Source organism: Escherichia sp. E2586, assembly GCF_005781105.1.
In the GTDB taxonomy this organism is placed as follows: Bacteria; Pseudomonadota; Gammaproteobacteria; order Enterobacterales; family Enterobacteriaceae; genus Escherichia.
On record NZ_VATN01000041.1, the window covers coordinates 26,373 to 38,779 of the forward strand.

At 50.8% G+C, this 12,407-nt stretch carries 11 protein-coding genes, 2 tRNA genes and 1 pseudogene; 7 read left to right on the top strand and 7 right to left on the bottom strand.

Annotation, left to right across the window (positions count from 1 at the left end):
- Positions 1–2 precede the first annotated feature (2 nt).
- Genes tssF through FEK50_RS23415 form a run of 3 tightly spaced genes read left to right on the top strand, consistent with a single transcriptional unit; the run spans position 3 to position 3,938 of the window.
- Positions 3–1,886: a type VI secretion system baseplate subunit TssF gene (gene tssF / locus FEK50_RS23405; protein ID WP_131162119.1), complete on the top strand. Its 1,884-nt coding sequence runs from the start codon at positions 3–5 to the stop codon at positions 1,884–1,886.
- Positions 1,883–2,878, top strand: coding sequence for a type VI secretion system baseplate subunit TssG (tssG, locus tag FEK50_RS23410; RefSeq protein ID WP_131162118.1), 996 nt, complete (start codon positions 1,883–1,885; stop codon positions 2,876–2,878). Before tssF ends, tssG begins: the two co-directional genes overlap by 4 nt.
- A 10-nt stretch (positions 2,879–2,888) precedes the next feature.
- Positions 2,889–3,938: a type VI secretion system ImpA family N-terminal domain-containing protein gene (locus tag FEK50_RS23415; protein WP_131162117.1), complete on the top strand. Its 1,050-nt coding sequence runs from the start codon at positions 2,889–2,891 to the stop codon at positions 3,936–3,938.
- Between the two features lie 150 nt (positions 3,939–4,088).
- Here FEK50_RS23415 and FEK50_RS23420 read toward each other — a convergent pair.
- Positions 4,089–4,165: transfer RNA gene (locus FEK50_RS23420), tRNA-Asp, on the bottom strand.
- Between the two features lie 132 nt (positions 4,166–4,297).
- Complete coding sequence (dnaQ, locus tag FEK50_RS23425; RefSeq protein ID WP_001366128.1) at positions 4,298–5,029, bottom strand: DNA polymerase III subunit epsilon; 732 nt, start codon at positions 5,027–5,029, stop codon at positions 4,298–4,300.
- Positions 5,030–5,093: 64 nt separating this feature from the next.
- On the opposite strand from dnaQ, the gene rnhA reads away from it, so the two are divergent.
- Positions 5,094–5,561: a ribonuclease HI gene (gene rnhA, locus FEK50_RS23430; protein ID WP_000917883.1), complete on the top strand. Its 468-nt coding sequence runs from the start codon at positions 5,094–5,096 to the stop codon at positions 5,559–5,561.
- Here the strand turns inward: rnhA and FEK50_RS23435 are convergent.
- Positions 5,558–6,280: a class I SAM-dependent methyltransferase gene (locus tag FEK50_RS23435; protein WP_131162116.1), complete on the bottom strand. Its 723-nt coding sequence runs from the start codon at positions 6,278–6,280 to the stop codon at positions 5,558–5,560. The two genes, rnhA and FEK50_RS23435, sit on opposite strands and share 4 nt — an antisense overlap.
- 33 nt (positions 6,281–6,313) lie before the next feature.
- Between FEK50_RS23435 and gloB the strand changes: the two are divergent.
- Positions 6,314–7,069, top strand: a pseudogene (gene gloB / locus FEK50_RS23440) (hydroxyacylglutathione hydrolase).
- 71 nt (positions 7,070–7,140) lie between these two features.
- The gene (gene mltD, locus FEK50_RS23445; RefSeq protein ID WP_131162114.1) at positions 7,141–8,499 is read left to right on the top strand and encodes a murein transglycosylase D; all 1,359 of its coding nucleotides are present in this window, start codon (positions 7,141–7,143) and stop codon (positions 8,497–8,499) included.
- Positions 8,500–8,546: 47 nt separating this feature from the next.
- Here the strand turns inward: mltD and FEK50_RS23450 are convergent, their stop codons facing one another.
- Together FEK50_RS23450 and FEK50_RS23455 are read right to left on the bottom strand one after the other, a co-directional pair.
- Positions 8,547–9,317, bottom strand: a complete 771-nt coding sequence (locus FEK50_RS23450; RefSeq protein WP_131162113.1) for a class I SAM-dependent methyltransferase — start codon at positions 9,315–9,317, stop codon at positions 8,547–8,549.
- A 77-nt stretch (positions 9,318–9,394) separates the two neighbouring features.
- Complete coding sequence (locus tag FEK50_RS23455) at positions 9,395–10,195, bottom strand: endonuclease/exonuclease/phosphatase family protein (protein WP_089628352.1); 801 nt, start codon at positions 10,193–10,195, stop codon at positions 9,395–9,397.
- A 240-nt stretch (positions 10,196–10,435) separates the two neighbouring features.
- On the opposite strand from FEK50_RS23455, the gene yafC reads away from it, so the two are divergent.
- The gene (gene yafC / locus FEK50_RS23460) at positions 10,436–11,350 is read left to right on the top strand and encodes a DNA-binding transcriptional regulator YafC (protein ID WP_130260828.1); all 915 of its coding nucleotides are present in this window, start codon (positions 10,436–10,438) and stop codon (positions 11,348–11,350) included.
- Here yafC and dkgB read toward each other — a convergent pair.
- Both dkgB and FEK50_RS23470 read right to left on the bottom strand, forming a co-directional pair.
- Positions 11,347–12,150 (bottom strand): 2,5-didehydrogluconate reductase DkgB, encoded by an 804-nt coding sequence (gene dkgB / locus FEK50_RS23465; protein WP_131162112.1) that lies wholly within the window; start codon positions 12,148–12,150, stop codon positions 11,347–11,349. The two genes, yafC and dkgB, sit on opposite strands and share 4 nt — an antisense overlap.
- A gap of 162 nt (positions 12,151–12,312) precedes the next feature.
- Positions 12,313–12,389 (bottom strand) — tRNA-Asp (locus tag FEK50_RS23470).
- Between the last annotated feature and the right edge of the window lie 18 nt (positions 12,390–12,407).

Here is a 12,407-nt window from a genome sequence, read left to right on the forward strand (position 1 = left end):
CGATGGATCCACGGCTACTGGAATACTATAACCGCGAATTGAGCTACCTGCGTGAAACGGGAGCCGAATTTGCCGAACGTCATCCCAAAGTCGCCGCCCGGCTGGGAATGCAGGGAACGGATATTGCCGATCCGTATGTGGAGCGGATGGTTGAGGCCTTCAGCTTCCTGACTGCCCGTACGCAGCTTAAAATTGACGCTGAATTTCCGCGTTTCACCCAGCGCCTGCTGGAGGTCGTCAGCCCCAATTATGTTACTCCCACGCCCTCAATGAGCGTGGCACAGTTGCATCCCGATCCGGAAGAAGGCGATTTGGCGAAGGGATTCACCGTCCCACGCGACACCGCTTTTTTTTCCGCCATTCCGGAAGGCGAAAGTACCGCCTGCCAGTTTCGCAGCAGCCAGGATGTGACGCTGTGGCCGCTCACCATCGAAGAGGTGCGCCTGACTGCAGCTCCACCGGATATGCCTGCTCTGCATCGCTACCTACCTACCAACATTCATGTCGCCGGTGCGCTGCGTATTACCCTGCGCACCTTCGGTGAACTAACGTTTAGCCAACTTGCCGGGCTGGACAGGCTACCGCTATATCTCTGCGGCGAGGAACGCACAGCCTCTCACCTGTTCGAACTTCTGCATACCAGTTCCATTGCCACACTGGCAGGCGTTCCGGGTCATTTTGACGGCGTACTGGATGTAAATCTGAAACAGCCAGTTACCTACGAGGGGCTGGAGCCAGGTCAGGGACTGCTGCCACTGGCCTGGAACGTATTTCACGGTCATAACCTGCTGCATGAATATTTTGCCTGTCCGGAACGCTTTTATTTTTTCACGCCGGCAGGTCTGTCTGCCGGGTTACAGAAAATTAACGGCGGCGTAGCGGAGATTGTGATCTTACTAAATCACCTGCCGCCGGACTGGCTGATCCACCAGACAAATGCGTCACAGTTCAGCCTGTTCTGTACCCCGGTTGTTAACCTTTTTCCCCGCGTCACCGCCCGAATCGACGTCACCCACAGCTCGACAGAGCAGCACCTTGTGGTGGACAGGACCCATCCACTCGATTATGAGGTGTTCTCGGTCCAGGAAGTGGAAGGGCTGGAAACCGACACTACACGGAAAATGACCTTTCGCCCGCTCTACCACACCCGCAATAACGATGAAGGCAACCACGGGCGCTATTTTTCCCTGCGCCGGGAGCCGCGTCGGTTGTCGGAAAACGCCCGCCGCTACGGCACCCGCACCCCCTATACGGGATCGGAAGTGTTCCTGTCACTGGTTGACCAATATGAAGCGCCGTACCCGGAAAATCTGCGCCATATCACCATCACGGCCATGGTCACCAACCGCGATCTCCCCTGCCTTATTGCACGCAATGGCTGGGACGATCTGACCGTGGATGCGGCCATCCCGGTGGCGGGCGTGGGACTTATTCGTCCGCCTCGTCCGCCGCAGCATCCACTGGCGGAACGTGAAATGGCCTGGCGGTTGATCCGCCAGTTATCCTTTAATTATCTGCCGTTGGCCGATCTGGATCACCGTACTGGCGGTCAAGCGCTACGCGATCTGCTTAACCTGTTTATTCCGGCGCATGACAGTCCGCAATCACGACAGCTACGCAGCCTGATTGGCTGCAAAACAACGCCGGTCACCCGCCGTCTGCCGGGTTCCGGGCTGCTGGTCTATGGTCGCGGCGTCTGTTGTGAGCTGACGGTGGATGAGGAAGGTTTTTCTGGCATCAGCCCGTATCTGTTCGGCCTGGTGCTGGAACACTATATCGCCCGTCATGTTTCCATTAATACCTTCTCGCAGATGACGCTGCACAGTATGCAGCGCGGCAAAATTATGACCTGGCCGGTCAGGGCCGGACAGCGGGGAAGTGTATGAACGGCGATTTCACTCAGGCGCAGGGAATGCCCTGGCGTTACGGTTTTCTGAACCTGATGCGCCGCGTGAATGTACAGTTGTGTACCGTCCCTGCAGGTAGTGCCTGGCAGCCACGAATGGAAAAATTCCGCCTCGGGCAAACACCTGCGCTGACTTTTGCACCACGGGAAATCGCCAGTGTAAGCTGGCAGGAAGGGCGCCTGCACGTCAGTCTGTACAGCCTCGGGCTGTGGGGGCCGAATGGCCCGCTGCCGCTGCACTACACCGAACTGGCGCGTAACCGGACCGAAAGCTACCGCGATCCGACGCTAACCTGTTTTACTGACCTTTTTCATCACCGCTGGCTGACCCAGTTTTATCAGGCCTGGCGCAGCGCCCAGTCAGCTGGAGGTGGTCTGGATAAACCGAAATATGACCGATTTGCCTTTTATATCGCCAGCCTCAGCGGGCAAGATTTGCGAGAAAGTGTAGACAGCCCGCTACCGGATCACGTTCGCCTGGCGGCATCGGCTCATCTGGCGCGCGAATCACGCAATCCAGACGGGCTGGCTGCCACGCTGGCGCACTATTTCGGCGTGCCTTTCCGGATACAGGAATATGTCCTGCACTGGATACCCGTGGCAGATGATGAAATTACCCGGCTGGGGACACCAGCCCTTTCTTCCGTCATTGGCAACGGCGCACTCATCGGTCAGGCCGTGCCGGACATGCAGTATAAGTTCAGACTGGTGATTGGCCCACTGACGCTGGCCGATTATCAACGCTTCCTGCCTGGCGGCAACAACCTGCCCGTATTGACGGAATTGGTTCGCGCCTTTACCGGGTTTGAATACTGCTGGGAAATTGAGCTACAGCTAAAACCACACGCCGCTCCTCCTGCCGTTACCGGCGGCCCATATCAGTTAGGCTGGACCGCCTGGGCTGGAAAAACCATGCACGACGATCCGGTGACAGGCATGATTTTCGAACCTGAGCACTATCTGGCGCACTAAGGATAATTTAATGGATACATCTCTGTCAGACCCTATTTCGGCCGAACGCCCCTGTGGCCCGGATCTGGAATATGATCCGGAATACCTGCTGCTGTTCACCCGCGCTGCACCGCGTGAAGAAGCGCAATATGGCGATTTTGTCAGTACGCCGGAAACCATTAACTGGGCAGAACTCGAGCGAGACGCTCGCCGCCTGCTGACACGAAGCAAAGATATCCGAATCCTGGTGATTCTACTGCGCTGCCGTATCCAGCAGGCCGGAGCCAGAGGACTGGCAGAGGCACTCACGCAACTCGAAACGCTGTGCAGCTTGTACCCGGATACCATCCATCCACAACTGCTTGCAACTGAAGATATCACCGCCGAAGATGCGGCAGTGGCGCGCAGCAACGCACTATCGGCGTTGCTGGACCACGAAGGCGTAATGGCGGATATCCGAGGCATTACGCTGTCAAATAATGCCGCTTTGCGCCTCCAGGTACGAGATGTGGAACGCTCGTTGTCTGCATCACGCCCGGCGGATGCCCTGGCGCCGGAATCGGTACGTCAGCAATTGGCCGATCTGGAAGCTCGCGGTGTACTGCCGCTAGACGCTTTTCGCCAGGCCGCTGAAAACACTGAGCGACTGCAACGCCATGCGCGTAAAATGCTGAATGACCATGCTCCGGACTTTTCGCGGCTTACGCAACTGCTGACTCTGTTACCGGGAGCGGTGCAATCAACCACGCCAGAGATCCCATCACAGGAAACATTGGCTGTTCTTCCGGAGCATGTCTCCATCAATAATACTGAAACGGCACAGGCAGAGTATGTTGCACCACTCGAAGATATACCTGCTGAAAAGACCGGAAAGGTCTGCGCAGAACAAAGGCAAATTAGCGACCGGAACGATGCGCTGGAACGTTTGAGAGTTATACGCCGCTGGTTTGAGTATAGTGAGCCGAGCAGTCCGACTATTCCCTTGTTGCGTCAGGCAGAGCGTCTGGTCGGAAAACGCTTCTCGGAAGTAATAAATGAAATTCCAGCAGAATTACTGGAGAAATGGGATGCGTTGGAATAACAGAAATGGCCAGAATTTATAATAGCTGGTCATTATATATGATGTGACAGTTTTTTAGATTATATCTATTTGCCTTCAGGGGCAACAAACTCTCCTGAAGGCTAAAACGACGAAAGCCTGAATCATCACTGACTCAGGCTTTCTGAATATTGGCGGAACGGACGGGACTCGAACCCGCGACCCCCTGCGTGACAGGCAGGTATTCTAACCGACTGAACTACCGCTCCGTGTTGTGTTCCTTTGGGAACGAGGCGAATATTACGGATTGCCTCGGCCTTCGTCAACGATTTTTCTCATCTTTTGAATCGTTTGCTGCAAAAATCGCCCAACTCGCTATTTTTAGCGCCTTTCACAGGTATTTATGCCCGCCAGAGGCAGCTTCCGCCCTTCTTCTGCACCAGATCGAGACGAGCTTCATGTGCTGCAAGCTCTTCATCTGTCGCAAAAACAACGCGTAACTTACTTGCCTGACGTACAATGCGCTGAATTGTTGCTTCACCTTGCTGCTGTTGTGTCTCTCCTTCCATCGCAAAAGCCATCGACGTTTGACCACCGGTCATCGCCAGATAAACTTCCGCAAGGATCTGGGCATCGAGTAATGCCCCGTGCAGCGTTCGTTTACTGTTATCTATTTCGTAGCGAGCACATAATGCATCGAGGCTGTTGCGCTTACCGGGAAACATTTTCCTCGCCACCGCAAGGCTATCGGTGACCTTACAGAAGGTATTCGTCTTCGGAATATCGCGCTTAAGCAACGAAAACTCGTAGTCCATAAAGCCGATATCAAACGCTGCGTTATGGATAACCAGCTCCGCGCCGCGAATATAGTCCATGAACTCATCGGCTACTTCGGCAAACGTGGGCTTATCGAGCAAAAACTCATCGGCAATACCGTGTACGCCAAAGGCTTCCGGATCCACCAGCCGATCGGGTTTGAGATAAACATGGAAGTTATTGCCCGTCAGTCGACGGTTCACCACTTCAACGGCACCAATCTCAATGATCTTGTGGCCTTCATAGTGCGCGCCAATCTGGTTCATACCGGTGGTTTCGGTATCGAGAACGATCTGGCGTGTAATTGCAGTGCTCATAGCGGTCATTTATGTCAGACTTGTCGTTTTACAGTTCGATTCAATTACAGGAAGTCTACCAGAGATGCTTAAACAGGTAGAAATTTTCACCGATGGTTCGTGTCTGGGTAATCCAGGACCTGGGGGTTACGGTGCTATATTACGCTATCGTGGACGCGAAAAAACCTTTAGCGCTGGCTACACCCGCACCACCAACAACCGTATGGAGTTGATGGCCGCTATTGTCGCGCTGGAAGCGTTAAAAGAACACTGTGAAGTCATTCTGAGTACCGACAGCCAGTATGTCCGCCAGGGGATCACCCAGTGGATCCATAACTGGAAAAAACGTGGCTGGAAAACAGCAGACAAAAAACCAGTAAAAAATGTCGATCTCTGGCAACGTCTTGATGCCGCGTTGGGGCAGCATCAAATCAAATGGGAATGGGTAAAAGGCCATGCCGGTCATCCAGAAAACGAACGTTGCGATGAACTGGCTCGTGCCGCGGCAATGAATCCCACACTGGAAGATACGGGCTACCAAGTCGAAGTTTAAGCCTGTGGTTTACGACATTGCCGGGTGGCGCCAACCGCCTGGCGAATTCGTGGCTTGTTTTTACTCTGTTTCATCGGATTTAGCGTTAAAGGAATAGTCCGTTTCCGGGCAACAATAAGTTGTAAGCAACCAAGCGCAGGAATATGCGCGCTCAATAGTTTTCCACCATGTTTATTCCACGGGAGAACGTGGAAACGGCTGGCGTGTAGCACTTCAAAATTCAACAAAGAGAGCCAGTCCAGCTGCCGCATCAGGGTAAACATCCGGCTGTTATAAGGCGATGTTTTTCGCAATACCGGCACAAGTTTACGTAATCCCATTAAACTGATGGGATTGAAGCCACTAATGACCAGCCAGCCATCATCAATCAATACCCGATCGGCTTCACGCAACAAACGATGCGGATCGGTGCACCATGGCAACGTATGCGCCAATAGACAAACATCGACGGATTTATCGGCAAAAGGAAGATGAAGCGGGTCCGCCTGCACTTGTACGGGCTTTCCTTGCGCAGAAACATTCACCTGATGAGAAACCGCGCACGCTTCGCAATTGATTTCTGCGCTTAAATTGCCAATCTTAAGCAGATGAAAACCATACATTTTCGTGAACCATGGGTTGAGCTGGCGCTCCAGCGCCTTGCGATAAAGCTCTCCCCAGGGCAAATCGCCCCAGCAATCAGGAGCCACGACTGTTTGAGGGTTCCTTGCCGGTTTCATCACAACCTTCCGTTTCACACTGAGAGGTAATATATGAATCTTAACAGTATTCCTGCCTTTGATGACAATTACATCTGGGTTTTGAATGATGAAGCAGGCCGTTGCCTGATTGTCGACCCTGGAGAAGCGGAGCCGGTAGTAAAGGCCATTGCCGCCAATAACTGGCAACCGGAGGCCATATTTCTCACCCACCATCACCACGATCACGTTGGCGGCGTAAAAGAACTGGTGGAAAAGTTTCCACAAATTGTGGTCTACGGTCCACAAGAGACACAAGATAAGGGAACAACGCAGGTAGTCAAAGATGGTGATACTGCCTTCGTTTTGGGGCATGAATTTAGTGTAATTGCTACACCAGGTCACACTTTAGGACATATCTGTTACTTCAGTTATCCTTATCTATTTTGTGGTGATACTCTTTTCTCTGGTGGCTGTGGGCGATTATTTGAAGGCACAGCTTCTCAAATGTATCAATCACTTTAAAAATTAAGTGCTCTACCTGACGATACACTGGTATGTTGTGCTCATGAATATACTTTATCAAATATGAAGTTTGCCTTGAGTATTCTTCCGCACGATTTGTCCATAAATGATTATTATCGTAAAGTTATTGAGTTACGGGCAAAAAATCAAATTACACTCCCCGTAATTCTGAAAAATGAGCGGAAAATTAATGTTTTTTTAAGAACAGAAGATATTGATTTAATTAATGTAATTAATAAAGAAACATTATTGCAACAACCTGAGGAGCGTTTTGCCTGGTTAAGGTCAAAGAAAGATAGATTCTGATAAAACTTTCTTGTCATCGGCTTCGTTCGCCGTTATGATCGGTCGTCTTTTAAGCAACTATTGACACACACATGAAGGCAAAAGCGATATTACTCGCCTCTGTCCTGCTCGTGGGTTGCCAGAGTACCGGTAACGTCCAACAGCACGCACAGAGCCTTTCTGCAGCTGGTCAAGGGGAAGCAGCAAAGTTTACAAGTCAGGCACGATGGATGGACGATGGGACGTCTATCGCGCCAGATGGTGACTTGTGGGCTTTCATTGGCGACGAGCTAAAGATGGGAATTCCGGAAAATGACCGGATTCGCGAACAGAAACAGAAATATTTACGCAATAAGAGCTATCTCCACGATGTAACTTTACGGGCAGAGCCGTATATGTACTGGATAGCCGGGCAAGTTAAAAAACGTAACATGCCTATGGAACTGGTACTACTACCCATAGTGGAGAGCGCTTTTGATCCTCACGCGACGTCTGGCGCCAATGCCGCAGGCATCTGGCAGATCATTCCGAGCACGGGGCGCAATTATGGTTTGAAACAGACTCGCAATTATGACGCGCGTCGCGATGTTGTTGCTTCAACGACAGCCGCGCTGAACATGATGCAACGTCTGAACAAGATGTTTGACGGCGACTGGCTTTTGACCGTAGCGGCTTATAATAGCGGCGAAGGTCGGGTCATGAAGGCAATTAAAACGAACAAAGCACGTGGGAAATCCACGGACTTTTGGTCGCTACCGTTGCCGCAGGAAACGAAGCAGTACGTGCCTAAAATGCTGGCATTGAGCGATATTCTCAAAAACAGCAAACGTTATGGTGTACGTCTGCCGACGACCGATGAAAGCCGTGCTCTGGCGCGTGTACACCTGAGTAGCCCGGTTGATATGGCGAAGGTTGCAGATATGGCGGGAATTTCCGTCAGCAAGCTGAAGACATTCAACGCTGGCGTGAAAGGCTCCACGCTGGGCGCAAGTGGCCCGCAGTACGTGATGGTGCCAAAGAAGCATGCAGATCAACTGCGTGAATCTCTGGCTTCCGGCGAAATTGCTGCCGTACAGTCGACACTGGTTGCCGACAATACGCCGCTTAACAGCCGTGTTTACACCGTTCGTTCTGGCGACACGCTTTCAAGTATCGCTTCACGTCTCGGCGTAAGCACCAAAGATTTGCAGCAGTGGAACAAACTGCGCGGATCTAAGCTGAAACCAGGCCAAAGTCTGACGATTGGCGCAGGTAGTAGCGCACAGCGGTTGGCAAACAACAGCGATAGCATTACGTATCGTGTGCGCAAAGGCGATTCGCTTTCAAGCATTGCTAAACGCCACGGCGTGAACATCAAAGATGTGATGCGCTGGAACAGCGACACTGCGAATCTGCAACCAGGCGATAAGCTGACGTTGTTTGTGAAAAACAGCAACATGCCAGATTCCTGATAAACCAGATAATAAAAAGGCACCGATTCCCCCGGTGCCTTTTTTATTTATGCCGCTTTATGTGCTTCTACCATGATGATATCACTGGTGAAAGAGCCATCATTCTGCAAGGCAAAATACGTTTTCACCTCTGTCGATGCGCTCTGTTGGTAAATGCGAATAGCGTCTACTAATGCTTCTGGCGTACGCATTCTGGCGCCCCATGAAGAAAATTCCAGCGGTAACTTATCTGTAATTAAATTATCAACTATCAGTTTGGCTTCATTGATTAACGTCAACCACTCACCGCTGGCGTAGTTTCGTACGTGAGAGGTATCGCGTAATGCTTCTACCGTCTGTAACCAGATGTCGCGCACTGGGTGACCCGGAGACATTACGTCCATCACAATCAGCCTACCGCTGGGTTTCAATATCCGATTCACTTCACGCAGTGCTGCACCAACATCATGCCAGTGATGGGCAGAATAACGGCTGATAACAATATCAAATGCGTTATCGGCAAATGGCAGACTTTCGGCATATCCCTGGCGGGTGGTGATATTTTTCAGGTGCCGAGCTTCGGCAGCTTGTGCCACGACATCCAGCATTTGGGCAGATAAGTCATACGCCACCACCGCGCTCACGTTTTGCGCAGCGACAAAGCTGGCATGCCCTGCTCCGCAGCCCATATCAAGTACATTTGCATCAGGATAATCAGCCAGACGCACCGCCAGGCGCTGTAAATCTCGCCCGGATGCATGTACGGTACTGGTTAAATACTCACTGGCCTGCGAGCTAAACTGCTTTTCTACGTGGTCATGGTGGGATTGTATTGTCATTGCGCTGTCCTTTTGTTGTTTGAGTATAAAAGGGCAGCGCCAAACGTTGGTCTGCCCTGTGGCAGACCTGACATACCTTATTTATCAGGCTTGCCGGGACTGAATTCAACGAGTAGCGGATTGTGATCGGAAGCGCGCGTAACCAGTACAGAAGCTTCGCTGACGTTAAGACCACGGTAGAAAACAAAATCGAGCGGGCGACCAAACGCCCGACGGCGCTGATCATCGGTAAAACGCACCTGGCGCAGCGACATTTCCCGCGCAAAGCGATATAACGCGTTCATCCTTCTACGGCTCCAGGCATTGAAATCTCCCGCCATAATGACCGGGCCGCTGTGATGGGCAATCTGATCGCCAATAGGAAGTAACTGCTTACTGTAAACATCTACGCCAAGACTGAAGTTGACGGCGTGAATATTGACGACCATCAACAGGCGGGTATCAGGTAATGGGTAGACCGTCACCAGCGCTGATTTCGCCAGACGTAAAATAGGTTCACGTTCGCGTAACGGGCAGCAATAAATGGGATGTGCCGCCGAAAGGGTCATTACACCGGAAGGATGCTGCGGCAGCACGAAAGCGGGTACCTGATCAGCAGCAAGATAGTTAGCAGTCGCAAACTGTACTAACTCTGGCGTTGTTTGCGCTTCCTGTAATAAAACCAGATGTGCATCTTTGCCGTAGTTCTTTAATACCGACAACCATTCAGCGCGTTGCTGTTTGTATATGTTCCACACCAGGATCCGAATACGCTCTTCGGTACTTAACGGTTCTCCGGGTGGTAATGCCTGGCCGATGCTCGCAAAAGACCCCGGCGGTAAGATCCTTTCCGCAGGTTGTCCGGCAACATAGCGCATGGCATAGGTGTTTTTTCGCACTTTTGACTTTGAAACCTCTATTACGTCACCCCTTCCTCACTCGGGAGGGTTCTACTGTTATAGGGATTTTAGCTCACTCTTTCAACGAGCAATTGTATATTGTTATGTAAGCAAGTGCTTACACCGGTCAGAATTTTGCTCATTATTGAGAACATTAAATCGGATGACATATCACTTATCCTGATGGTTTAATGACAAATTAATTCAAAATATCTCTTCTATTTTGCAACAGGAGCAAAAATGAAAGCCACGTCGGAAGAACTCGCCATTTTTGTTTCGGTCGTCGAAAGCGGCAGTTTTAGCCGGGCAGCGGAACAATTAGGGCAAGCAAACTCAGCGGTAAGCCGGGCGGTGAAAAAGCTGGAGATGAAACTCGGCGTTAGCCTGCTTAATCGGACCACGCGACAACTTAGCCTGACGGAAGAAGGCGAGCGTTATTTTCGTCGCGTGCAGTTGATTTTGCAGGAGATGGCTGCGGCAGAATCAGAAATTATGGAGACGCGTAATACACCGCGTGGACTGTTACGGATCGATGCCGCGACGCCAGTGGTGCTGCACTTTCTGATGCCGTTGATTAAGCCTTTCCGTGAACGCTATCCGGAAGTCACTTTATCGCTAGTCTCCTCCGAAACGATTATTAATTTGATCGAAAGAAAAGTAGATGTCGCGATACGCGCCGGTACGTTAACGGATTCCAGCTTACGTGCCAGGCCGTTATTTAACAGTTATCGAAAAATTATCGCCTCCCCTGATTATATTTCCCGCTACGGGAAGCCAGAAACGATCGACGATTTAAAGCAACATGTTTGTCTTGGATTCACTGAACCCGCTTCCCTCAATACCTGGCCGATAGCCTGTAGTGATGGACAATTACATGAGGTGAAGTACGGTTTGTCATCCAATAGTGGGGAAACACTGAAACAGCTTTGCCTGAGTGGCAACGGGATTGCGTGTTTGTCCGACTACATGATCGACAGAGAAATCGCTCGCGGAGAATTGGTGGAGTTAATGGCAGATAAAGTGTTGCCAGTGGAAATGCCATTCAGTGCAGTCTATTACAGCGACCGTGCGGTAAGTACGCGCATCCGGGCTTTTATCGATTTCCTTAGCGAGCATGTAAAAACAGCTCCCGGAGGAGCTGTCAGAGAGGCTTAATCCCATTCAGGAGCCAGACCTTCCGGGCTAACCAGGCGGTCGTTGCAATCCAGTGCGGCGATCGCTTTTTTATCTTCGGCATCAAGCTGTAAATTTTGTGCCTTAAGATTACTCTCCAGGTTTTCACGTTTAGTAGAAGAAGGAATTACGGAGTAACCTTCCCCCATCGCCCACGTCAGAATCACTTGTGCCGGAGTCGCATTGTGTTTAGCTGCGATATGAGCAATAACCTCATTTTTCAGTGCCTTACCATAAGCCAGCGTCATATAGGAAGTGATATGAATGCCGTGCTGTTTGGCCCAATCAACCACTTTACGGTTTTGCAGATAAGGAGAGAGTTCAATCTGGTTGGTAGCGATGTTCTTAGCGCCAACAGCAGCAATCGCTTTTTCCATCAGCGGGATCGTGAAGTTGGAAATACCGATCTCACGCGTCAGCCCTTGTTTTTTGGCTTCCAGCAGCGCCTGCATAAACTCTTCAACAGAGACTTCATCGTTTGGTGACGGCCAGTGGATTAGCGTCAGATCAACATAATCGGTACGCAATTTTTGCAGGCTCTCTTTCAGACTCGGGATCAATTTATCTTTGCTGAGATTTTCAATCCAGATTTTAGTGGTGATGTAGAGTTCATGACGTGGCACGCCACTTTCTGCAATCGCCTGACCTACTGCAGCTTCGTTATCATAGATTTGTGCGGTATCAATTGCGCGATAGCCAAGTTCTAGCGCCGTTTTCACAGATGAAATAACAACGTCGTCTTTGAGACGGAAAGTACCTAAACCAAATGCAGGGATAGCCATAATATGCCTCTTTTAATGCTATTTTCGTTAACTAAGGTGATTATGGGCTTTAGACTGTTGCGGAAAAAGGGCGGAAAACGCAGAGGATTTTTGCGATTTTAGCAAAAATAGAAATACAAACGAAAAAAAACCTCGAGCGTTAACTCGAGGCTTCTTAATAAGTGGCGGAACGGACGGGACTCGAACCCGCGACCCCCTGCGTGACAGGCAGGTATTCTAACCGACTGAACTACCGCTCCACCGAATTCTTTTACAAC